Source organism: Gammaproteobacteria bacterium, assembly GCA_035546635.1.
Classification (GTDB): domain Bacteria; phylum Pseudomonadota; class Gammaproteobacteria; order JAURND01; family JAURND01; genus DASZWJ01.
Map to the genome: position 1 here is coordinate 227931 of DASZWJ010000028.1, position 23814 is coordinate 251744.

A 23814-nucleotide genomic window follows, 5' to 3' on the forward strand; every position below is an offset into this window, starting at 1 on the left:
CAATATAGGCGAATCACCTTCCATAAAGAACGCGAGCATGATAGCAGGTCAGCTTCCAAAATATATACAGCCAATGCGCATGGCTGAGCAAGGATACATATTAAAGGGTCATTTGGAATTAAGCCAGTTTACGCGTTTGGCTGATTTACTGGCGGATATTAAAGGTCAAGTCAGTGTTGATTTAACCTGTGGTCAAGATCAGGAAGGGTTGCGATATATTCAGGGAAATCTAGAAACGACATTACATCTGGAATGTCAACGTTGCCTGAAATCTATGGATTATTTTTTGCAAGTGGCAGTGAGTTTAAGCCCCGTGTTCAATGAAGCGGCAGGCAATAACCTGCCAAGCCGTTACGAACCTTTGTTGTTGACAGAAGATAAATGTGAGCTGCTTACTTTAATTGAAGATGAGCTGTTACTGGCATTGCCTTTAGTGCCAAAACATGAGCCTGAACAGTGTAATTCTTTGTAAGAAAAAAACTTAAGATTAGCACCTAAGTAAGCTCTCAATCAGTCTGTCAGCCTAGACCGCTAAAACAAACCCTTTTTTTCAGGGATGAAAAAAGGGAGCGTATAGGGATGTATTCACAGCGTGTTTGTTTTAGCGGTCTAGGCTGACAGACTGATTGAGAGCGTGAATTGGCACCAATTGCCACCTATATAATCAATCAATGCAATGATAAGCTTCAAAAACGCGTGAAAACCGTGGATAATGGCAACCCAAATTGTAAATAACTAAATTGATAACCGGAGTAAATGATTATGGCAGTACAAAAAGATAAAGTCAGTCGTTCCAGACGCGGTATGCGTCGCGCGCATGATTCCTTAAGCAGCGCCACCTTGTCGATTGACAACACCACAGGTGAAACCCACAGACGGCATCACGTAACCAAAAAAGGTTACTATCGCGGCCGCAAAGTAGTTGAAACTGCCGCACAACTGGCTGACGACGAGTAGACATCCTTGAATGAAATCACAATTGCACTGGATGCCATGGGCGGTGATTATGGTCCCGAAGTCACTGTCCCTGCTGCATTGCAAGCCCTCGCCTCCCACCCACAGCTTAAACTGATTCTGGTGGGTGATAGCCAGATATTAGAAGCTATATTAGCGCAGCATTCGGCTAAAGATAACCCGCGGTTAAGCATAGAGCATGCGCCTGAGCAGGTGGCCATGGATGAATCTCCAGCTCTAGCCTTGCGCACTAAAAAAAAATCCTCAATGCGTATTGCCATTAACCTAGTCAAAGAAGGTATCGCCTCAGCCTGCGTGAGCGCAGGCAACACTGGCGCCTTAATGGCCACAGCACGTTTTGTTTTGAAAACCTTACCCGGTATTGACCGTCCCGCCATTATGACTTCTTTGCCGGCAATTGGTGAAAATAAAGAAGTTTGGATATTAGATTTAGGCGCTAATGTCGATTCCGAAGCTGAGCATTTATACCAGTTTGCAGTGATGGGTTCGGTATTAGTTTCAGTGATTGAAAATATAGAGCATCCTAAAGTTGGATTGCTGAATATTGGTCAGGAAGCCATTAAAGGCAATGACCAAGTTAAGCGCAGCGCACAATTGCTCGCAGAAAGCTCTGCGTTAAATTACTATGGCTATGTAGAAGGCAATGAAATATTCTCTGGTGTGGTGAATGTGGTCGTTTGTGATGGGTTTGTGGGGAATGTTGCTTTAAAAGCCATAGAGGGAGCGGCTAAAGTCATGGGCTGTTATGCAAAGGAAGAATTTCAGCGCAATTTATATACACGCATAGCCGGTTTGATTGCTCTGCCAGTATTAAATCGCTTGAAAAGGCGAGTAGATCCCGGGCGACGTAATGGTGCAAGTTTGGTTGGGTTGCAAGGTATTGTGATTAAAAGTCATGGTGGCGCGAATGCTGTGCAGTTTGCGCAAGCGATACGTGCTGCTGTTGTCCAGGTTCAACACGATGTTCCACGTAAAATTGGCCAAGAAATTGGCAAGTGGCTCAAGGAAATTTCATGAATTTTTATTCGCGTATTATTGGAACGGGTGGTTATTTACCAGAGCGGACTCTCACCAATGCGCAATTGGAAAAAATGGTTGATACGACCGACCAATGGATATTGGAGCGTACTGGCATTAGCCAGCGTCATGTGATGGGGGATGATGAAACCACCTCTTCCATGTGTGAAATAGCAGCTAACCGGGCGATTAAGGCTGCCGGTATTCAAGCTTCTGCCATTGAAATGATTATTATTGGAACCTCCACGCCAGATCGATTTTTTCCCAGTACGGCTTGCATTCTGCAGCGTCGTTTAGGTTTATCCAATTGTCCTGCTTTTGATTTATCAGCTGCCTGTGCAGGATTTATTTACGCCATGAGTGTAGCCGATCAATTCATACGTTCTGGCATGATTAAAACCGCATTAGTTCTAGGAGCGGAATCACTCACGCGTTTGGTAGATTGGACTGACCGTTCAACCTGTGTGCTGTTTTCAGATGGTGCTGCAGGTGTGGTGCTGCAAAGAGATTCTGAACCTGGCATCATTTCTACGCATATTCATGCAGATGGCCAGTATAGTCATTTGTTATATGCCCCTAATCATATTGGGGAATTAAAAGAGCCGCCATACATTAAAATGAAGGGTAATGAAGTATTTAAAATAGCGGTGAATTCTTTGAATGATATTGTCGATGAGACCTTAGCTCATAATAATCTCGATCAGTCTCAAGTTGACTGGTTGATTCCTCACCAAGCAAATTTACGCATTATAAAAGCTGCCGCTAAAAAGCTGAACTTACCTATGGAGCGAGTGGTGTTGACTGTGAAAGAACAGGGTAATACCTCAGCGGCTTCTATTCCTTTGGCGTTGGATATTGCGGTGCGCGATGGGCGTATTAAAAGAGGGGAGAAGTTATTAATGGAAGCCTTTGGGGCGGGGTTTACTTGGGGATCGGCGTTAGTAAAGTATTAGAGTATTCCCTTTTTCAAAGCTAACTGTTTCTTACTGAGTCAGCCTATTAATTAAAGTGATTGCCACACACCGGTTGTCGTGCAGGGGAGGGGCTCAGCAGACACGCTGTGAATACATCCGTGTACGCTCGACGGGTTCATCCATGAACCCGACGGTCTGCTGAGCCCCTCCCCGGCACGACAACCTTACTTTTAAGTTATACGAGCTAATTGGATAGTGACATGTGGGTCGGTTTGTTTTTCAAAGGGAAATGCTTAGGAGATGTCCATGAAAAAAAAACTTGCATTTGTATTCCCTGGCCAGGGTTCGCAATCATTGACAATGTTGGGAGGATTTGAGAATCAGTTTCCGGTAGTCACAGAAACCTATCAGGCTGCATCAGATGCCCTCGGCTATGATCTTTGGGCTTTAGTGCAGCAGGGTCCTGAAATCCAGCTAAACCAGACTGAATTTACTCAACCTGCGCTATTGGTAGCTGGTGTAGCTTTGTGGCGATTATGGAAGCAGCATCCTGGGCAAGTGCCGGATTTTATGGCAGGTCATAGCCTGGGTGAATACACTGCGCTGGTGTGTGCGGGGGCAGTCGATTTTATTGCGGCAGTTACCTTGGTGGCCTTACGGGGTAAGTTGATGCAAGAAGCGGTAAGCCCCGGAAGAGGGGCTATGGCAGCGATTGTTGGTTTGGAAAATGATGTATTGTTAGATATTTGTCAGCATGCAGCACAAGGTCAAATATTATCTCCTGCGAATTATAATTCAATAGGCCAGACCGTATTAGCTGGAGAAGCGGAAGCGATTGCTCGGGCGATTGAACTTGCGCTCAAGGCGAAGGCTAAAATAGCCAAAATAATACCAGTGAGTGTGCCCTCCCATTGTGCGTTAATGCAACCGGCTGCTGAGCGGTTAGCTGAACATTTACAAAATGTCATGATTACCACCCCTGCTATTCCCGTGGTCAATAATGTGGATGTCGCTTGCTATGACCAGCCGGAGAAAATCCGTTCTGCTTTAGTTAGGCAATTATTTAGTCCAGTGCGTTGGGTGGAAACGGTGCAGTATCTGATTGCAGCGGGTGTAGATGGTATGATTGAGTGTGGCCCAGGTAAGGTATTAGCTGGCTTAAATAAGCGCATTAACGCTGATGTGGAGACGCTCACCATAGCAACTCCTGAATCATTTCAAAGTGCATTAGAAAGAACAACAGCTCTCCCCCTTTGATAAAGGGGATATTTCCCTTTCTGTATCACTGTGATCTCTTTAATAACAAAAGGAAATCGATATGCCTTTAACAGGAAAAGTCGCATTAGTCACTGGAGCCAGCCGTGGGTTAGGGCAGGCAATTCTTTTACGGCTGGCTAAGGAAGGTGCGTTAGCTGTAGGCACAGCAACCACTGAAGCCGGTGCTGACGCCATTACTGCCAAGCTTGCCGATGAAGGTTATAAAGGTCATGGATTTGTCTTGGATGTGACTAATCAGGCTTCAATGGAGGCTATGTTAGCTGAAGTACAGTTAGCCTATGGGCTTCCTGCAATTTTAGTTAACAATGCCGGTGTACGACAGGATAACTTGTTGTTGAGAATGAGTGATGATGAATGGATGCAGGTGATAGAAACCAATCTAAATTCGATTTTTAGACTTTCTAAAGCCTGTGTGAAAGGCATGCTGAAGAATCGATGGGGTAGAATAATCAGTATAAGCTCAATTGCAGGGATTTCGGGGAATCCAGGTCAAGCTAACTATTCTGCTGCCAAGGCCGGTGTAATTGGATTTAGCAAATCTCTAGCGCAGGAAATTGCTTCGCGAAATATTACTGTCAATGTGGTGGCTCCAGGCTTTATTAACACTGATATGACCCGTAGTTTAACTGAAGAGCAAAAAAAAGCCATTTTGCCGAAAATTCCTATGGGTCGTGTGGGTGAACCTGAAGAAATTGCCGCTGCAGTGGCTTTTTTGGCTTCGGATGAGGCGGCATATATTACTGGTGTTACCTTGCATGTTAATGGTGGGATGTATATGGCTTAGCTTGATACCTATGGTATATGCTATTGGCTGTCAATTTTTCACTTGCAACTTAATGACTTTCGAATATACTTCATCGGCAGCGGCGATTATTCATCTCAGACTTCTCGTCAAAACTTTGAGGAGTCCCAAGATTTAAGAGATTGTCAGCGGGAAAAGGCGCAGTTTTTCTTCGTTAGAAGCGTAGGAAGTCTATCCTACGTAAAATATAACAAATTGATTTTAAACATATTTTTAGAGGGATTATCACATGATTGCATCATCCATAGAATCACGGGTTATTAAAATTGTGAGTGAACAATTAGGAGTTGAAGAAAATAAGGTCACTGAAGAAGCTTCTTTTGTTGATGATTTAGGTGCGGATTCTCTGGATACCGTCGAGCTGGTTATGGCTTTTGAAGAAGAATTCAACATGGAAATACCAGATGAAGAAGCTGAGAAAATCAAGACTGTAGGTGATGCGATCAATTATATCAAACAGCACATCAAAGCGGCTTAAGCATATATATTGAATCCCGGATGTTCCATGCCGCTAAAGGTGGTCTTCTGTCGTCGCATGCTGACACGATAGAAAGAAATTTTTCAGGCACAGCTGGGAGCGTTTGCAACAGCATTAAATGCCTGAGTTGTTCCTATCTTCCACTGAAATAGCTGAACACACATTTGAGGAACTCATCTTGAAATCTGAAAGAAGGGTAGTAGTGACAGGCATGGGGGCGTTAACCCCCCTGGGACTGTCCGTTAAAGAAACTTGGGATAATTTACTCAAAGGTAAAAGTGGTGTCATATTAATCGATACATTTGATCCCAGTGCACTGAAAACACAGATTGGTGCTTTAGTGCGGAACTTTCATCCTGAGCAGTATTTATCTTCTAAAGACGCACATAAAGTTGATAGATTTATTCAATTTGGTTTTGTGGCAGCCAAAGAAGCTATTGAAGATTCAGGTCTAGCGATCACTGAGGAAAATTCGCCGCGAATAGGTGTGGCCATTGGCTCAGGGATTGGTGGCCTACCATTAATTGAGAAAAATCATTCTGCTTTGCTACAGGGTGGTCCACGTAAAATTTCTCCTTTCTTCATACCCGGGGCTATTATCAATATGGCAGCAGGTATGGTATCCATCAAATTTAATCTCAAAGGTCCTAATATTGCGATTGTGACGGCTTGTACCACAGGTGCGCATAATATAGGCCATGCAGCGCGCATGATTGCTTATGGTGATGCAGATGCGATGGTGGCAGGTGGCGTTGAGATGGCAACGACTGAATTGGGCGTAGGTGGATTTTCCGCTTCACGCGCGGTATCAGTCAGAAATGATGAACCTGAAAAAGCCAGCCGTCCTTGGGATAGAGATCGTGATGGTTTTGTTTTGGGCGAAGGAGCGGGTATCCTGGTGCTAGAAGAGTATGAACATGCGCGTCGACGTGGCGCTAAGATTTATGCAGAGCTGACGGGTTTTGGCATGAGTGGTGACGCTTACCACATGACTAGCCCAGGCGAAGATGGTACTGCTTTAGCAATGCGAAATACCTTGCAAGACGCTGGTGTAAATACCGGTGATATTGATTATATCAATGCCCATGCAACTTCCACACACGTAGGCGATTTGGCAGAAGCGCAAGCCATTAAGAAGGTTTTTGGTGCAGATGCTTATAAAATCCCTGTCAGCTCCACTAAATCTATGACGGGTCATCTACTAGGTGCGGCAGGTTCAGTGGAGGCTATTTTTGCAATTTTAGCCATACGCGACCAGATTGCTCCGGCGACAATTAATCTCGATAATCCAGATGAAGGCTGTGATTTGGATTTTATTCCTCATTATGCACGTCCAATGAAAATCGATTTAGTGTTATCGAACTCATTCGGGTTTGGAGGCACAAATGGGTGTTTGATTTTTAAGCGGATGTGAGCACTCTAACTTCCTTTTTCACAAAGGGAACGTTATTGGATAATTCTGCTTATGGAATCATCATTTGGTTAATATAGAGCATTAACCTAAATTTGAGTGCGCGCCGCCTGAGATCCCGCGATCAAGTCGCGGGATGACGTAGCTTAGGGGATAGCAAAAGCTATCCAAAATGCTCGTCATCCCGCGACTTGATCGCGGGATCTCAGGCGGCGCGCACTAAGGGTAGCAAGGCAAGAAGAGAAGTAATTATTCTAGCACATTGCTAAGAGTCACTTCCGTCCTGTGGTGAATAGTTACGAAAATTATTTAGCCTCCAATCTAGTTCTAAATTGTGTATACTGTCCAAATTCATCACTAAAAGATAGCAATACCTATTTGATACGTAGAATAAACTTCTAACTAGAGAATACTATGCGGCGTTGGCTCTTGGCTGGTTTTTTGTGTGTGATATTATTGGCGCTGCTGATTATTGGCTGGTTGAGCTACCGCTTCTTTTATGTACCTATCTCCACAGCTAGCCAACCGACCTTATATATAGTTTCCCCGGGCGAAACTATCAGTCAATTGGCCTTTAATCTCCATCAAAAAGATAAACTGCCCGATCCTCGTTTCTTTCTACTCATGGCAAAATTACATGGCCATGTCCACTCCATAAGATCCGGTGAATATCTACTGCCTGTCGATATAACTCCGAGGCGGTTATTGCAAAAAATTAACAAAGGTGATGTATTGTTGCATAAAATCACTTTTGTCGAAGGTTGGACTTTTAATCAAGTCATGCGAGCAATCAATGCTAATCCCTACCTGCAACATACTTTACAAAATAAAGATCCCCAAACGATTATGCAAACACTGGGATTATCCCCAGAAAATCCCGAGGGCATGTTCTACCCAGATACCTATCTTTTTGCTTTAGGTACCAAAGATACCAAGATTTTGCATATGTCCTACCAATTAATGCAGAAAAGGCTACAACATCTCTGGTCACAACGCGCGGCAAACGTACCTTACCAACAACCTTATGAAGCTCTGATTGTCGCTTCCATGATTGAGAAAGAATCTGCACAGGCTAAAGAACGGCCTTTGATTGCCGGCGTTATTTTGCGTCGTTTGAAAATAGGTATGCGTTTGCAGATTGATGCAACAGTGATTTATGGTATGGGTCAGAATTATTCTGGTGCCATCACACGCAAAGACTTACAAACGGATACCCCTTATAATACTTATACCCGAGCAGGTTTGCCGCCTACGCCTATTGCGATGCCAAGTTATACGGCAATTAAGGCAGCGTTACATCCACAGGGTGATAAGGCATTATATTATGTGGCCAAAGGTGATGGCAGTCATATCTTTACTGATAATTTGCAAGCACATCATAATGCAGTAGCTGCTTGGCTGTTACCAAAAACCGCGCTGTCGTATGCTTTATCACGGCGCTGTGTATCTGCCGCATTGATGCTGAATTACTTGAAATTATTGGCAGGCAATTCATTATCATTTACCCCCTTTGAAAAAAAGGGGGGGTACAACTAACAAGAGAAATTCATGGCCAAAAAAAGTTATTTCATTACCATTGAAGGAATAGAAGGTGCAGGTAAAAGCACCGCCATGCAATATCTACAGCAATTATTGGTACAAGCACATATTCCACATTGTGTCACACGGGAGCCGGGTGGCACGGAGATTGCTGAAGAAATACGACATGTGCTGCTTAAACATTATACCGAAGTGATGGGCGCAGATACGGAATTATTATTGATGTTTGCCAGTCGTGCGCAGCATATTGCCCGTGTTATTCTACCGGCATTACAGACAGGCCAATGGGTATTATGTGATCGCTTTACCGATGCCACTTATGCTTACCAGGGTGGTGGACGGGGTATACTCCCTGAGCGTATCCTGCAAATTGAACAATGGGTGCAGGGTGGTTTAAGGCCAGATTATGTGTTTTTATTGGATGTGCCAGCGGAGGTTGGGTTAAAACGCATAAAGAAACGTTCCGCAGAAGATCGCATTGAACAAGAAAAATCATTATTCTTTGAAAGAGTGAGGCAAATCTATTTGTCTCGGGCTAGTGCGTTCCCAGCGCGCTATAAAGTGATTGATGCCAGTTTGGAATTAGCACAAGTTCAGGAGAGAATACGTGCTGAAATGGAGTTAATTTTAACCGCTGATTCTCAAGGAGAGTAAGAGTTGAGCGAAACTGACCTACAGACTGCCATAGCTGCGCCTGAATCTGTGCCGTTTGCAGTCGTGCGCGGTGAAGCTGTGACCGTTCTGCCGCATGATTTATATATTCCTCCTGACGCTTTAGAAGTTTTTTTAGAGGCATTCGAAGGTCCTCTGGATCTTTTATTGTATCTGATTAAAAAACAGAACTTGGATATTCTGGATATTCCTATTGCGGAAATCACCCGCCAATATCAACAATATATTGAAATGATGCAGGTGTTGAAGCTGGAGTTGGCAGCGGAATATTTGCTGATGGGTGCTGTGCTGGCAGAAATCAAATCACGATTATTGCTGCCACGCCCGGAAAGTCTTAACGAAGAGGAAGATCCACGTGCAGAATTGGTGCGCCGCTTGAAAGAGTATGAGCTGTATAAACAGGCTGCTGAAGGTTTGGATGCATTACCCAGATTAGAACGTGATATTTTATTAGCATCGGTGCCTGAACCTGATACAAATGTGGCAAGGCCTTTGCCGCAGCTAGAGCTAAGAGAGTTGTTGCTTACTTTGGCTGAAGTTTTACAACGTGCCAAGTGGCGTATGCCGCATTTAATTTCTAAAGAGGTGTTGTCTGTCAGAGAGCGGATGACACAAATTCTGCAAAAGTTGACGGATACGGACTTTACTCCATTTCAACAGCTACTTGATTATGCGGAGGGACGCTTAGGGGTAGTTGTGACCCTGTCGGCTATTTTGGAATTGCTTAAACAGAGCACTATTGAAATTATTCAGGCGCAAGCGTTTGCGCCGATTCATGTTAAAATGCTTAATTCCGCCCTTTAAAAAAGGGTGAAAGACTCCTTTTTGAGAAAACATTATGCCTTTACCAAAAGACCAGATTAAATCCATATTAGAAGCTGCCATTCTCAGTGCCTCAGAGCCAGTTAGCCTTGAGCGTCTATCTCAGCTGTTTGCAGAAGATGAAGCATTGACGGCTATGCAGCTACGTGAAATTCTGCAGGAAATGGCGGAAGATTGTGGTGTTCGTGGTGTAGAGCTAAAGGAAGTTGCCAGTGGATTTCGCTATCAAGTTAAGACTGAGGTCATTCCTTGGTTGATGCGCTGGATAGAGGAGCGTCCGGCACGTTATTCACGCGCCTTGCTGGAAACTCTGGCATTAATTGTTTACCGCCAACCGATCACCCGTGCTGAAATCGAAGAAGTACGTGGTGTTGCTGTTAGTAGCACCATTATGCGTACTTTGCTGGAGCGTGAATGGGTCAAGGTGCTTGGCCACCGTGATTTACCTGGTAGACCGGCATTATATGGTACGACTAAACAATTTCTAGATTATTTCAATTTAAAAAGCCTAACAGAGTTACCGCCCTTGGCTGATATAGCAACTGAACTGCAAAACCTGGAAGGGGCTGAGCAGATGCTTCTGGAGCTAAAAGCGCAGACAGTGCCGGTTGTGGCGGAGCCAGATGTGATTACCGTTTAGCGACTTTAAAAATATTTATGCTTTCTTCAGAAAAACTCCAAAAAATTTTAGCTAAGCGCGGCCTAGGTTCACGTCGGGAAATAGAGCGTTGGATTGCAGCAGGTCGCATCACTGTTGACGGTCATACGGCTAAGTTAGGTGATAGAGCGGATGACAACGCCAACATTCAGATAGATGGCAAACCGATCAAACCAGCTGCAGTTAACAACACTGAGGTGCTGATCTACCATAAACCCGAAGGCGAAGTTTGCACCCGTCATGATCCTGAAGGTCGACCCACGGTATTTGATCGCTTGCCTTCGCCTTCATGTGGTCGTTGGGTCATGGTTGGACGTCTGGATTACAATACTTCAGGATTACTTTTATTTACCAATAATGGTGAACTGGCCAATCAATTAATGCATCCTAAATTTCATTTGCGCCGAGTTTATGCTGTGCGGGTTTATGGGACAGTAGATGCAGCAGTCCTCTTAAGATTGCAGAACAATGTCTCGCTGGAAGATGGTGACGCGCATTTTGATACGCTGGAATTTATGGGGGGTGAAGGGCGTAATCAATGGTATCAAGTTAGCATCAGCATAGGTAAAAATCGCATTGTCAGAAGACTTTGGGAGTCTCAAAATATTCAGGTTAATCGGTTGAGGCGGATTAGTTTTGGTAACATCATTTTACCTCGATCATTGCTGGCAGGTCAGAGTCGGTTATTGACTGCACATGAAATAAAAAGCTTGTACTGAGCAAAGCAGGGGTTATAAAAAAATAGTATTTTTTGGGGTGGGAGAGATTGGCAAAACACCACTTAGATACTATAATTATGAAATATTTTTATGGAATAGTTAGAACCCCTCCACCCCGCATGGATGCTAATCAATATGTTCAAGCAGCTTCTCAATAAAGCACTTAAACCCTTTCGTCTGGTTAAACAAGGTTTTTTGTCGATTAAAACCCGGCTTAGCGCAGTCAAAAAACAACTATTGGTAAAATATAAACGCACGACGGGTGCTGACATAGTCAGGGTAAAAACTGCCAGTATTTTGCAAATGGAAGCCACTGAATGCGGTGCTGCTGCTTTAGGTATTATATTGAATTATTATGGCTGTTATGTACCGCTTGAGCAGCTACGCATAGAATGTGGTGTCTCTCGTGATGGTAGTAAAGCCATCAACATGTTGCGGGCAGCGCGGCATTATGGGTTAAATGCCCAGGGTGCAAAAGTAGAGCCCGAAGCCTTAAGCACACTGACTTTTCCATTAATTGCATTTTGGGAATTCAACCATTTTGTAGTTATTGAAGGCATTAGTGAAACTAAAGTCTATTTGAACGATCCGGCGACAGGTCCGCGTACCGTCACCCTGGAAGAGTTTGACGGCTCTTTTACTGGTGTGGTGTTGTTATTTGAGACGACACCTGAATTCCGTCCTGGGGGACGCAAACCAAATATCCTAAATAGTATTATCCCTCGCCTGCAATCTGTCATAAATCCGTTACTGTTTGTCACATTGGCTAGCCTGGCGTTAGTAATTCCAGGGATAGCTATTCCTGGATTTACTAAAATTTTTATTGATGAAATCTTAATTAAGCATCTCCCAGGGTGGTTACTGCCACTATTATGGGGGTTGGGTATAACGGCAGTATTACGCACGATATTATCCTGGTTGCAACAATTTTATTTAACCCGTCTGCAGTTGAAGATGTCGTTGACTTCCTCGGCGCGTTTTATGTGGCATGTATTACGCTTACCGATGTCCTTCTTTAGTCAGCGTTTTGCGGGTGATATCCAATCGCGAGTCGCCGCTAATGACCAGGTGGCTACTTGGTTATCAGGTGATCTGGCTACTTCTTTAGTCAGTTTGGTTAGCATGGTATTTTATGCCTTAGTCATGTTTTTGTTTGATTGGCAATTGACCTTGATAGGCATAGCTGCAGCAGCAGCAAATGTCGGTGTCTTAATGCATGTCGCCCGCAAAATTGAAAACAGCAGCCGGCGGTTACAGCAGGAATTAGGTAAGCTTGAAGCGATAGAAATGAATGGATTGCAGGCGATAGAAACCATTAAAGCTACCAGCGCGGAAGATGATTTTTTTCAGCAATGGGCGGGATACCACGCCAAGACACTCAATAGCCAACAGCGAATCCATTTATATAATCGAACATTGCAAGTATTACCACAGTTGTTTACAGGCCTTTTAACGGTTGCCATTCTCGGTTTGGGTAGTTGGCGTATTATGCAGGGGCATTTGACTATTGGTGGTTTGGTAGCCTTTCAGAGTTTGTTGGTTAGTTTTAATGAGCCGTTAATGACGCTACTAGGATTTGGTGCGCGGCTGCAAGAAATACGTGCTGATTTGACTCGATTGGAAGATGTTTTGAATCACCCAGAAGATTCGCGATTAATACAGCTACCGGCAGAGGTTTCACCCCCTTCATCCTCGGAAACAGAAATTCCAAAATTTTCAGGCAAATTAGAACTGCGTGATGTCAGCTTTGGTTATTCGTCGCTTGATCCTCCTTTGTTAGAAAACATTAATATAAAAATAACGCCAGGCCAGCATGTGGCTGTGGTGGGGGTGTCAGGCGGTGGCAAATCCACTTTGGCCAGATTGATTTGTGGATTGTATCAGCCTTGGTCGGGTGAAATCCTTTACGATGATGTACCTATTCAGGATATTTCAGCTATGCGATTAAGCCAGTCATTGGGATTTGTAGATCAGGATATATTTTTATTTGAGGGAACTATTCACGATAACCTGACTTTATGGGATCACACGATCACCAGTGGAGCATTGCGTGAGGCTATCCATGCAGCAGCCCTGGAACCCGTGATTCAAACACGTGTCAATGGTTTGGATAGTGAAATAGAAAATGCGGGTGGAAATTTCAGTGGTGGGCAGCGTCAACAGTTGGAAATCGCGCGTGCATTAGCATCAAAACCGACATTGATGGTGCTCGATGAAGCAACTTCTTCGCTAGATGCAGAGACTGAGCAGACCATTATGGAAAATCTCAAAAAAAGTGGCCATAGCCTTTTGATTATCGCGCATCGTTTAAGCACTATCCGAGATTGTGATGAGATTATTGTCATCGATCAAGGACGAATTGTAGAGCGGGGCGCCCATGAGCAACTTTATCAAAATAAGGGCGCTTATTATCAATTGTTACAAAACTCGAATGAGGCGTTTTATGCCCAATATGCATGATGACGAAATAGTAGCTAGTGCAATTGATCAATTGGCATCTATTTTTAATGCCAGTTATACCAAGCCGATTGGTGAACAAAAAGATGTTTTATGGTTAGCGTGTAAGTTAATTGGCGATGCGATCGGTGTCAAAGTGGTAAATCCTGACAACATTCCCCTACACACTACGGTACATAATGTGGTGATGTCCGTTGCACATGCGTCACAGTTTCAAGTACGTAGGGTATTGCTTAAAGGTCATTGGTGGGAAAATGATAATGGTCCATTGTTGGCTTTTAGTCAGGAAACACATCAACCTTTTGTGTTGATTATGAATCATTCTGGTAAATACAATATCATTGAGCCTGCCAGTGGTTATTCACGGCCATTTGAAGCGGAAATGGCACAATCTCTAGATTTTTATGCCTATAGTTTTTACCGTTGTTTGCCCGATATTGCATTAAACCTCAAAGAATTATTGGTATTTGCACTCAAAAATCAGTGGCGGGATATTTTTCGTTTATTATTACTACAGACGTGTATTGGATTACTTGGGCTTTTGATTCCTGTTGCGACGGGCATTTTATTAAATACAGCCGTGCCGTTGGCCGATGTCAGTTTATTGCAGCAGTGGATTATCGGCTTGGTGGCGATTACTTTGGGTATGGTCGCGTTTAATGCAGCGAAAATATTGTCGATGATACGCCTGCGTTATAAAACCAATGCATCGACTCAGGCCGCTATTTGGGCGCGTTTAGTGCGATTGCCGGTGAGGTTTTTTCGCGCCTATACGCCTGGTGATTTGGCGCTGCGGGCTTCAGGTATCGATACCATACAGCAGGAATTGACTGATGCTACATTGCAGACATTTTTAAGCGGTATTTTTTCTGTGCTGACCTTGGGTTTGATGTTTTACTATTCGCCTTTACTGGCAGTTGTCGCTATCGTGATGCTGTTAATATTTTTGTCACTGATGTTTTTCAACGCCAGAATGCAATTGAAATATCAGCGGCCTATAGCACAATTGCAAGGTCGGTTAGCTAATTTAGTTTTACAGTTTTTAACCAGTATTAGTAAGCTGCGCGTCAGTCATAGTGAAGGGCGTAGTTTTGCATTATGGGCAGAAAAATTCAGCAATAAAAATCGTTTGTTTTTTAAATCATCTCTGCTGGAAATTCAGTTTAATATTGTGACGGGTATATTGAGCATTATTGGACTATTGAGTGTGTTTGGTTTAGTAGGTGCAGGTTATGTGAAGATCAGTTTTGGTTCTTTTATTGCATTCAATGCCGCATTTGGACAATTTTTTGCTGCGACAATTGGTTTTGCCAGTATTCTGATGACTTGGATCAGTCTCATTCCGCTTTATGAACGTATTAAACCCATTTTGACTACCCTGCCTGAAAGCGAGGTTTCCGGTTTAGATCCAGGGCCGGTTACGGGGAAAATTGCATTAAGCTCAGTAAATTTCCGTTATTATTCTGAAGGTCCTTGGGTGCTTGAAGATATTTCTTTGGCAATTGAGCCCGGTGAAATGGTAGCGTTAGTGGGTCCAACTGGAAGTGGTAAGTCTACCTTGTTTCGTTTATTACTCGGCTTTGAAACACCGGCGACAGGTGGCGTATTTTATAACGACCAGGACTTAAGTAAATTAAACATTCGGTTATTGCGTGAACAGATTGGTGTCGTGTTACAAAATGGTATGTTATTTGCTGGAACAATTTTTGAAAATATCGCAGGTACGCATCCCTTGACGATGGAAGATGCATGGGAAGTCGCAGCGCAGGTAGGATTGGCGCAAGATATAGAAACGATGTCTATGGGTATGCATACCTTAATTAGCGAGGGAGGTAAAACACTTTCTGTTGGACAGCGACAGCGTTTGATGATTGCCCGTGCCTTAGCGCGTAAACCACAAATGCTGTTTTTAGATGAAGCAACTTCAGCTTTAGATAATCCAACACAAGCGGAAGTAATGCGTAATTTGGAAGCGCTAAAGATAACTCGCATTGTTGCAGCACATCGGTTAAGCACCTTGGTGAATGCGGATCGAATATTTGTGTTGCAAGCCGGAAAAATTGTACAAACGGGTTCATATGATGCTTTAATGCGTGAGCCTGGGTTGTTTGCGACTTTGGCGCAACGTCAAATCATTTCCTAATTTGTATCTACTTATCTCTCTTGGGCACGTATTCCTCCTGTTGAAAAAGGGAAATCCAGGTGGAAAGAGGTCGCTCACACTCATAGACAATATTATTACCTTGAAACTCTTTAAATTCCCTAGGCTTCGCGGCCTGTAACCTCCTTTTCAAAGGGGTGAACATTTACAGTTGCAAGCATGGGAATATGGACTATATATGTAACTATAAGAAGATTTTTGGTTATATCTTGCTCATTTCATATGAAGAATATTAGACTTCAAGTTATTTTTACAGGAGAGTGTCTCATGAATATGCAAGTTCAGTATTTATCAGGTCAGGTTCAATATTTGTCGGATAAACAGTTAGCAAATTTAAGTGGTGGATTATCATTGTTTCAGTCAAGAAGAACTCCAGGCTCGAAAACGATAGGCTCAAGCACAGGGTCGCAAAGAGGCAACCATAATATTCAAATAGTACAGAATGGCGTTGCTTCTAATGGTGGTACTGTAGTGCAAGTTGCAAATATATATACTGCACCGGTTACAATCAATTACAACAATAGCGTAACGTTTCGATTTTAAATGTGATCAATATAAACAGAGTTATCATCGTACCTTGTATAACATAAGTTGTAGATTAGCTAATTTGATCTACAACTTGTGTTTATTTTTTGAAATTATTTCTTTAGAAATATTCCTAGTCTTCTTTTCCCCCTTAAATAAATGCAGTTGCGACATCAGATTCCTAGTGACGACCCTATTTTGGGTGTGGCTGTGGCTAAGTTATTGAAATTTAAGACAATTAAAGCAGGTGTGGGACAGTTTTGAGTGGTAAATACAGAATATTGAACTATAGTTGAGATATGTAGAGGTTAAATATCTCACAAATTAAATATATAAGAGTGTATTAATTAGAATTATTTTGGAGAAATTACAATGATTACTTATATTTGTGATACAGATTTGGAAATAGTGGTTGGTAATGGATACTCTCACAGAGATAGCAAACTTGTGGTGACTAAAGGTTTCACTAAAGGCATACAATTACAAAGTGGACAGGTTCAAGCTCTATCAAATGCCGTAGCCAGCACAGGTGGTAGTGCTTATGCAAGTTCTAAGATTGTCCTAGGAGGTCTTCTTGAATACTAGGAGGTCTTCTTGAATAAGAGGACTTATTTGGTAAATCTCGAAATGAATAATAATTCCTTTTTGGAGTAGTATCATGATTATCTTAAGCGAAGAGAAATTGGAGATGGTAGTGGGTGGATTACTACCAATGCGTCGATCTAGTTCTACAAAAATAATTACAAAAGGATTTACGAAAGGTATACAACTGCAGCCAGGTGAAACTCAAGCACTGGCAAATGCTGTTGCAAGCACAGGTGGCGGAGCTTATGCAAGTGCTAAGATCGTAGTGGGACTGGGGTCGTCAACAGAAGTATGAAATAAGTATTTTGGGAGAGTGCCATGATTATTTTAAGTGAAGAAAAATTGGAAATGATAGTGGGTGGACTTGGATTTCACCAATCTCATAGTTCTACAAAAATTATTACAAAAGGATTTACGAAAGGTATACAAAAAGAGGTGAATCAAACTCAGGCATTGGCAAATGCTGTTGCAAGCACAGGTGGTGAAGCTTATGCAAGTGCTAAGATCGTGGAAGGAGTGAGGGTATCATCATCCTAATCAAATAAGTATTTTGGGAGAGTATCATGATTATTTTAAGTGAAGAAAAATTGGAAATGGTTGTTGGCGGATTTCGCCATTCTAATAATTCTACAAAAATTATTACAAAGGGATTTGTCTTGGGTGTTCAAAAACAGTCGAATCAAACCCAAGCGTTGGCAAATGCTGTTGCAAGCACGGGTGGTAGTGCTTATGCAAGTGCTAAGATCATCGAGGGGGCAGTTTTACGTCCATTACCAGCTTAATAATAGGTAATAAAATTGTCGGAGAGAGTTATGATTATTTTAAACGAAGAAAAATTGGAAATGATTGTTGGTGGATTTCACCATTCTAATAATTCTACAAAAATTATTACAAAAGGATTTGTCTTGGGTGTTCAAAAACAGTCGAATCAAACCCAAGCGTTAGCAAATGCTGTTGCAAGCACGGGTGGTAGTGCTTATGCAAGCGCTAAGATTGTAACACTAGTAAATTTCCTTCCAGGGAGTTGATAGAAGTAGTTCCTTTAAGGCTGTGGTATTTTTTATACCGCAGCCTTAACTTGATAGTTAGGATAAACCGTATTGTGTATGTTCTACAATTCGGTTTGTGATTTAAGTGAATATTTTTAATTGTAGTGATTTTAAAATAAGTCAAAGGAGAGATTATCATGAATAATCGCATCGAATTTGTAGAAGATAGCGCATTGAAAAATATTGTTGGTGTAGGATCAGGATCATCATTTATAAAACTGTCGCTGACTAATTCAAGGCAAGGTGTAACATTTTCTATTAAGGTAGGTCCAATTTCTGTACCTGGGCCAGTACAAATCGGTAACAATTATTATCAGGCTGGTTTAAAGATTAATTTCACTCAGAGTATTACTTTTTAATCAGCCCTAGGAAAGTCTGAATGGAATTTATGCCATTCAAATAAAGCCTAGCAACTTCTGCTATAATTAGCAGGAGTTGCTGGGTAAGTTTTTTTGTTATACTTGTAAACCACATTATATTTTAGGGAAGGGAAAATCCCATGAATACAAATACTACACCATTTCGTGAAGCCGCATTAAAGCAAATGGCCTCTCCAGAGCAACTGGATCAGTTGTTACAGGTTGTAACATTCAGAGCTTGGGTTATAGCTGGGACGGTTTATGCTCTTTTATTTTTTATTGTCGCGTGGTCAATATTTGGCAGTGTATCGACTCGGGCTGATGGTAAGGGTATTTTACTGGCAGGTGGTGGTGATATTTATAATGCGGTATCCCCTGATGGTCCCAGTCATGTGAATACCATTTTAGTTAAAGTGGGTGAGAAGGTGACAAAAGGACAGATTGTAGCGACCTTGTCTCGTCCTGATCTGGTTGATCAAATTCAGGTCACTCGGAATTATCTTTCTAAGCTGCAAAATCAATATAATCAATTGCAGGTTACCTCTAAAACCGAGATTGCAACTCGTGTACAACAAACAACAGATCAACAACAGTCTTTGCAGCGTTCATTCCAAAACAGCCAACAAAAACTTGGCAATCTGCAGCAGTTGCTGGCAATTAAACAAGCCGCTTTTAAAAGAGGTATAGAAACACGTCAAAGTGTGGATCAGACATTCCAGGATTTTTACAATGTAAAAAGTGAAGTTGCAAGTTATGATAACCAATTGGTGCAGTTATCCATAGCTCAAAACAGTTTTAACGATCAATGGCGCGAGCGTTTGCGCGAGCTGCAGCTTAAAATCACCGATGAAACTGCACAATTGCAAAATTTGCTGATTCGCCTAAAAATGTCTACGGATGTGCAAAGTCCCGTAGACGGGGTGGTCACTAATGCTCAGGCAACAGTAGGGAGTATCGTCAATACGGGTGATCCTTTAGTCAGTGTGGCCAGCCAAGGAAAAGGCTTGGATGCGCTAGTTTATTTGCCCCCGCATGTGGGTAAACAGGTCAAACCTGGAATGCAGGCATTAGTGACTCCTACTTCTGTTGAAAAAGCCGAATATGGTAGTATCTATGGCAGTGTTATCAGCGTGGCGGCTTTTCCATCGACGCCACAAGCTATTTTAGCTGCATTGCAGAATCAGGATTTAGTTAAACAATTTACGCGCGATGAAGTTCCGATTGAGGTTAGGATTCGTTTGCAAAATGACCCTAATACTTATAGTAATTTGAAATGGTCATCCTCTAAAGGACCACAGCAGTTGATTACTTCAGGTACATTGGTAAGTGCGATGGTCACTGTGCGTAAGCAAAAACCAATTACTTTGGTTATTCCAGCATTTAAAAAGTTGACTGGGATGCAGTAATGTTTAATCCTTCCCCTTGTGGGAGAAGGGAATATAGACGTAAAAGAGCCTTTACCTTGAATGACCTATTATTATTAGATGACTTATTAACATCAGAAGAAAAATTAGTACGAGATACCGTACGCCAATTTATTGAATCAGAAGTGCTGTCTCTCCTGCCTGATGCATTTGAATCAGGCACTTTTCCCACTGAATTAGTTCCCCAAATTGCCGGGCTAGGTTTGCTAGGCATGACCTTGCCCGAAGCTTATGGTGGAAGTGATGCAGGCGCAGTCAGCTATGGCCTGGTTTGCCAGGAATTGGAGCGTGGTGATAGTGGTTTGCGTAGTTTTGTCTCTGTGCAAAGTTCTTTGTGTATGTATCCCATTTTCCAATTTGGTTCTGAAGAACAAAAGAAACGCTTTTTGCCTGCTATGGCACGCGGTGAAATCATTGGGTGTTTTGGATTAACGGAACCTGATGCGGGTTCAGATCCTGCTAGTATGAAAACCTGGGCTAAAAAAGTAGCCGGCGGTTTTCGCATCAGCGGCAGTAAAATGTGGATTACCAATGCGCCAATTGCCGATATTGCTATTGTTTGGGCGCAGACTGATGAAGGTGTGCGTGGATTTATTGTGGAAAAAGAAATGCAAGGTTTGCAACGGATTGAAATCAAGAAAAAGCTTTCTTTGCGCGTTTCTTCAACAGGTGAGTTGGTCATGGATGATTGCTTTGTTCCTGATGCTAATTTGCTGCCTGGAACTGAACGCGGTCTAGGTGCGGCTTTGAGCTGTCTGACCCAGGCACGTTATGGCATAGCTTGGGGGGTTATGGGGGCAGCGTTAGCATGTTTTGATGCCGCGTTAGCGTACACCAAGGAGCGGCAGCAATTTAATAAGCCAGTGGCTTCTTTTCAATTGGTGCAGAAAGATTTGGCGACTATGTACTCTGAAATTGTAAAAATGCAGGCTTTGAATTTGCGTGTGGGGCGTTTAAAAGAAGAGAATAAACTGAATCCTGCTTTGGTATCGCTAGCTAAAATGAATGGTTGTCAAGCCGCATTACTGATTGCGCGTATGGCGCGTAATTTATTAGGGGCTAATGGCATCAGTTTAGAGTATCCGGTTATTCGACATATGGTTAATTTAGAAGCGGTATTTACCTATGAGGGTACGGACAATATTCACCATTTAATTCTAGGTAAATATATTACTGGTTTAAATGCATTTTAGTCTCGATATATGTCAAAGATTTCCCATGAACATTATTTATTAATGGCTTTAGCGGAAGCTAAACAGCGTAGAGGATTTTGCGCGCCTAATCCGGCTGTGGGCGCAGTCGTAGTCAAAGACGGAATTGTATTGGCTATGGGTTTTCATTGGGCAGCAGGCTTTGCGCATGCCGAGGTAGATGCCCTAAATAAGCTCAGCTTAGAAGAAAGTTGTGGAGCGACAGTTTATGTTACTCTGGAACCTTGCTGTCATCAGGGTAGAACGCCACCTTGTACCCAGCTTTTAATTGAGCGGAAGGTGGCTGCTGTTTATTATGGTTATCAGGATCCTAATCCTTTAGTAGCCAGTCAAGGAGAGCAGCAATTACGTATGGCTGGTATTTTTTGTCAGCATTTACCTGTTCAGGAAATCAATGCATTTTATCAAAGCTATGATTATTGGACTCGCACTAAGCTACCTTTTGTAACGGCTAAATTGGCATTGAGCTTAGATGGTAAAATTGCTGGAGCCCATGGTCAACCTGTCAGTATTACCGGTCTTGAAGCACAAAAATTTACTCACCAAGGGCGTAGGAACTCTGATGCAATTTTGACCACTTCTAATACCATTATTCATGACGATCCACAGCTCAATGTGCGAATTAAACCGCAGCCTGAAGCTAAGCCAGTTTATATTTTAGATACACATCTTAAACTCCCATTGTCTGCCAAGATATTGACTACAGCAGTGTCAGTAACGGTTTTTCATCAGTCTGAAATTGATAGTCAACGTCTGTTAGCGCTAGAAGCTTGCGGGGTGCGCTGCGTGCCTATTCCCACAAAAAATGCTAAACTGCCTTTAGTTGCGATCTTACGCCAGATTGGTGCAGATGGTGTACATGATTTATGGGTAGAAGCGGGTGGAATTTGTTTTCAGGCGTTATTGGCGGAAGATTTGATTCATAGGGCTTATATTTATATTGGTCTTAAATGGTTGGGTGAGTCAGCCCAGGCGGCGTTTTTAGGGCAGATAAATCTTATGCAATCTGCTACTAAAGTCGCATGGCGGGCTTTAGGCAGTGATGGGTTGTGTGAATTGGAGTTTGTTGGATCAAGCCTTAAACATTCACTGTAAAGCTCATCCTGAGCCTTGGCTGTCATCCTGAGCGTAAGCGAAGGATGACAGCCAATGCTTAGGATGACAGCCAAAGCCCAGGATGACCCCTGGGAAGCAAAATTCCTTCGGAGAAACTAAATCTTATGCCTGTTATTACAGAAAAACCTTTAACATCTCCAGCGCGTCTTGCCCTTGTTGTCAGCCGTTTTAACGAAGAAATAACCAGTAAGTTATTAGCAGGCGCAGAACAACGCCTAGAAGCGTATGCTGGGACTGAAGCGACCGTAGTGTGGGTTCCAGGCGCAATTGAGATACCGCTATTAGCTCAGCGACTGGCTAAAAGTGGCAACTATGATGCGATTATTGCTTTAGGGGCGGTGATCCGCGGTGAAACGAGTCATTATGATTATGTGTGTCAGCAAGTTAGTGATGGCTGTCAAAAAGTGGCGCTGGACTCTAATATACCTGTTATTTTTGGCGTATTAACTACGGATGATGAGGTGCAGGCGCTAGCTAGGGTTGGAGGTAATCATGGTCATAAAGGTGTTGAAGCGGTAGATGTGGCTTTTGCGATGATTTCAGTATTGAGGCAATTAATTTAATGCAAGCATTAACACAATGGTTTCAGCGACGTTTTATTGGTACTGAATTAGGTAGTCTGGTTTTGATTCTTTTGGTCATCATTTTGCTTTTTTGGTGGCTGGGTAAGTTTCTTGCGCCAGTTTTGATTAGTATAGTGATCGCCTATTTGCTGGATGGACTGGTTAGAAAATTACAGCGTTGGAAATTCCCCTATTTTTTAGCAGTTAATTTGGTGTTTTTGCTTTTTTTGGGTTCATTGATTCTGGGGCTTTTGGTGTTGCTGCCGTTGATATGGGACCAGTCAGCTAATTTGTTGAATGAGCTGCCGGTGAAAGTGAAACAGATAGAGGTTTTTGTTACTGATCTAGCTCAGCGTTATCCTTCTTATATTTCCAAGGCGGAAATTCAAAAATGGATAGCGAGTTTTCAGTCTGATTTTGCCAGGGTGGGTAAAGTCGCTTTAACTATCTCCATTAGTACTATTTCTAATGTTGTCATGTTAGTCATTTACTTAGTGCTAGTACCCTTGATGGTTTATTTTTTTATGAAAGACCGTGATGCGATACTGAGATGGTTAACTTTATTTTTACCTAAAAAGCGACAACTAACCAATGAAGTATGGCAAGAAGTGAACCAGCAGATTGGCAATTATATCCGTGCTAAAATTTTGGAAATTATTATTGTTGCTATCGCCGCGACAATTGCATTTTTATTTCTGGGATTAAATTATGCAGTATTGTTAGGCTTTCTAGTGGGTTTATCGGTGTTAATCCCTTATGTGGGTGTTATTATCGTGACTGTTCCGGTGGTTGTGGTTGGTTATCTGCAGTGGGGATTTCATGCCGATTTTGTTTATCTGGTGATTGTTTATTCGGTGCTGATGATTGTGGATGGGAATATCTTAACACCGCTTCTGTTCTCTGAAACCTTAAAATTGCATCCGGCTGCGGTGATTATCGCAATTCTTATTTTTGGTAATTTATGGGGATTTTGGGGGATATTTTTTGCAATTCCTCTGGCTTCGGTATGTAAGGCGCTTATGAACGCGTGGTTGCAGCACGGAAATCTTCCTGCTGCTAAGCTGCCATCCTGAGCGCAG

27 protein-coding genes are annotated in these 23814 nt (G+C 42.6%); all 27 read left to right on the forward strand.

Annotated elements, in window-relative coordinates; genetic code table 11:
- The first annotated feature begins 37 nt into the window (after positions 1-37).
- The 27 genes from VHE99_07800 (at position 38) to VHE99_07930 (ending at position 23808) form a co-directional block, all read left to right on the forward strand.
- Entirely contained in the window at positions 38-472 is a 435-nt protein-coding gene (locus VHE99_07800; GenBank protein HVV68913.1) for a YceD family protein, read from the forward strand.
- A gap of 290 nt (positions 473-762) precedes the next feature.
- The gene (gene rpmF / locus VHE99_07805; protein ID HVV68914.1) at positions 763-957 is read left to right on the forward strand and encodes a 50S ribosomal protein L32; all 195 of its coding nucleotides are present in this window, start codon (positions 763-765) and stop codon (positions 955-957) included.
- A gap of 6 nt (positions 958-963) precedes the next feature.
- Positions 964-1992: a phosphate acyltransferase PlsX gene (gene plsX / locus VHE99_07810; protein ID HVV68915.1), complete on the forward strand. Its 1029-nt coding sequence runs from the start codon at positions 964-966 to the stop codon at positions 1990-1992.
- Positions 1989-2945, forward strand: a complete 957-nt coding sequence (locus tag VHE99_07815) for a beta-ketoacyl-ACP synthase III (GenBank protein HVV68916.1) — start codon at positions 1989-1991, stop codon at positions 2943-2945. Before plsX ends, VHE99_07815 begins: the two co-directional genes overlap by 4 nt.
- Before the next feature lie 267 nt (positions 2946-3212).
- Positions 3213-4163 carry an ACP S-malonyltransferase gene (gene fabD / locus VHE99_07820; protein HVV68917.1) on the forward strand — a complete coding sequence of 317 codons (951 nt, stop codon included), beginning with the start codon at positions 3213-3215 and terminating at the stop codon, positions 4161-4163.
- Positions 4164-4224: 61 nt separating this feature from the next.
- Complete coding sequence (gene fabG / locus VHE99_07825) at positions 4225-4968, forward strand: 3-oxoacyl-ACP reductase FabG (protein ID HVV68918.1); 744 nt, start codon at positions 4225-4227, stop codon at positions 4966-4968.
- Between the two features lie 247 nt (positions 4969-5215).
- Positions 5216-5464, forward strand: coding sequence for an acyl carrier protein (gene acpP / locus VHE99_07830; protein HVV68919.1), 249 nt, complete (start codon positions 5216-5218; stop codon positions 5462-5464).
- 178 nt (positions 5465-5642) lie between these two features.
- Positions 5643-6878 carry a beta-ketoacyl-ACP synthase II gene (gene fabF / locus VHE99_07835; protein HVV68920.1) on the forward strand — a complete coding sequence of 412 codons (1236 nt, stop codon included), beginning with the start codon at positions 5643-5645 and terminating at the stop codon, positions 6876-6878.
- Between the two features lie 411 nt (positions 6879-7289).
- Positions 7290-8411 carry an endolytic transglycosylase MltG gene (mltG, locus tag VHE99_07840; GenBank protein ID HVV68921.1) on the forward strand — a complete coding sequence of 374 codons (1122 nt, stop codon included), beginning with the start codon at positions 7290-7292 and terminating at the stop codon, positions 8409-8411.
- A 12-nt stretch (positions 8412-8423) separates the two neighbouring features.
- Positions 8424-9068 carry a dTMP kinase gene (gene tmk / locus VHE99_07845; protein ID HVV68922.1) on the forward strand — a complete coding sequence of 215 codons (645 nt, stop codon included), beginning with the start codon at positions 8424-8426 and terminating at the stop codon, positions 9066-9068.
- 3 nt (positions 9069-9071) lie between these two features.
- Positions 9072-9890 (forward strand): ScpA family protein, encoded by an 819-nt coding sequence (locus VHE99_07850; GenBank protein HVV68923.1) that lies wholly within the window; start codon positions 9072-9074, stop codon positions 9888-9890.
- Between the two features lie 34 nt (positions 9891-9924).
- Positions 9925-10548, forward strand: coding sequence for an SMC-Scp complex subunit ScpB (gene scpB, locus VHE99_07855; GenBank protein HVV68924.1), 624 nt, complete (start codon positions 9925-9927; stop codon positions 10546-10548).
- 17 nt (positions 10549-10565) lie between these two features.
- Positions 10566-11285, forward strand: a complete 720-nt coding sequence (locus VHE99_07860; GenBank protein HVV68925.1) for a pseudouridine synthase — start codon at positions 10566-10568, stop codon at positions 11283-11285.
- 135 nt (positions 11286-11420) lie between these two features.
- The gene (locus VHE99_07865; GenBank protein ID HVV68926.1) at positions 11421-13745 is read left to right on the forward strand and encodes an NHLP family bacteriocin export ABC transporter peptidase/permease/ATPase subunit; all 2325 of its coding nucleotides are present in this window, start codon (positions 11421-11423) and stop codon (positions 13743-13745) included.
- Positions 13729-15885, forward strand: coding sequence for an NHLP bacteriocin export ABC transporter permease/ATPase subunit (locus tag VHE99_07870; protein ID HVV68927.1), 2157 nt, complete (start codon positions 13729-13731; stop codon positions 15883-15885). The genes VHE99_07865 and VHE99_07870 overlap by 17 nt, the downstream gene beginning before the upstream one ends.
- A gap of 285 nt (positions 15886-16170) precedes the next feature.
- On the forward strand, positions 16171-16446 hold the full coding sequence (locus tag VHE99_07875; GenBank protein ID HVV68928.1) for a hypothetical protein: 276 nt from the start codon (positions 16171-16173) through the stop codon (positions 16444-16446).
- Between the two features lie 354 nt (positions 16447-16800).
- Entirely contained in the window at positions 16801-17013 is a 213-nt protein-coding gene (locus VHE99_07880; protein HVV68929.1) for a hypothetical protein, read from the forward strand.
- A 73-nt stretch (positions 17014-17086) separates the two neighbouring features.
- A complete protein-coding gene (locus VHE99_07885; GenBank protein HVV68930.1) occupies positions 17087-17308 on the forward strand; it encodes a hypothetical protein in 222 nt (73 codons plus the stop codon).
- Positions 17309-17331: 23 nt separating this feature from the next.
- On the forward strand, positions 17332-17550 hold the full coding sequence (locus tag VHE99_07890) for a hypothetical protein (GenBank protein ID HVV68931.1): 219 nt from the start codon (positions 17332-17334) through the stop codon (positions 17548-17550).
- 26 nt (positions 17551-17576) lie between these two features.
- Positions 17577-17795: a hypothetical protein gene (locus VHE99_07895; protein HVV68932.1), complete on the forward strand. Its 219-nt coding sequence runs from the start codon at positions 17577-17579 to the stop codon at positions 17793-17795.
- A 30-nt stretch (positions 17796-17825) separates the two neighbouring features.
- On the forward strand, positions 17826-18041 hold the full coding sequence (locus VHE99_07900; protein HVV68933.1) for a hypothetical protein: 216 nt from the start codon (positions 17826-17828) through the stop codon (positions 18039-18041).
- Between the two features lie 158 nt (positions 18042-18199).
- Positions 18200-18421: a hypothetical protein gene (locus VHE99_07905; GenBank protein ID HVV68934.1), complete on the forward strand. Its 222-nt coding sequence runs from the start codon at positions 18200-18202 to the stop codon at positions 18419-18421.
- 140 nt (positions 18422-18561) lie between these two features.
- On the forward strand, positions 18562-19827 hold the full coding sequence (locus VHE99_07910) for an NHLP bacteriocin system secretion protein (GenBank protein HVV68935.1): 1266 nt from the start codon (positions 18562-18564) through the stop codon (positions 19825-19827).
- A 56-nt stretch (positions 19828-19883) separates the two neighbouring features.
- On the forward strand, positions 19884-21038 hold the full coding sequence (locus tag VHE99_07915) for an acyl-CoA dehydrogenase family protein (GenBank protein ID HVV68936.1): 1155 nt from the start codon (positions 19884-19886) through the stop codon (positions 21036-21038).
- 9 nt (positions 21039-21047) lie between these two features.
- A complete protein-coding gene (ribD, locus tag VHE99_07920; GenBank protein ID HVV68937.1) occupies positions 21048-22151 on the forward strand; it encodes a bifunctional diaminohydroxyphosphoribosylaminopyrimidine deaminase/5-amino-6-(5-phosphoribosylamino)uracil reductase RibD in 1104 nt (367 codons plus the stop codon).
- 125 nt (positions 22152-22276) lie between these two features.
- Positions 22277-22735 (forward strand): 6,7-dimethyl-8-ribityllumazine synthase, encoded by a 459-nt coding sequence (gene ribH, locus VHE99_07925; protein ID HVV68938.1) that lies wholly within the window; start codon positions 22277-22279, stop codon positions 22733-22735.
- Positions 22735-23808, forward strand: a complete 1074-nt coding sequence (locus tag VHE99_07930; protein ID HVV68939.1) for an AI-2E family transporter — start codon at positions 22735-22737, stop codon at positions 23806-23808. Before ribH ends, VHE99_07930 begins: the two co-directional genes overlap by 1 nt.
- The last annotated feature ends 6 nt before the right edge of the window (positions 23809-23814 follow it).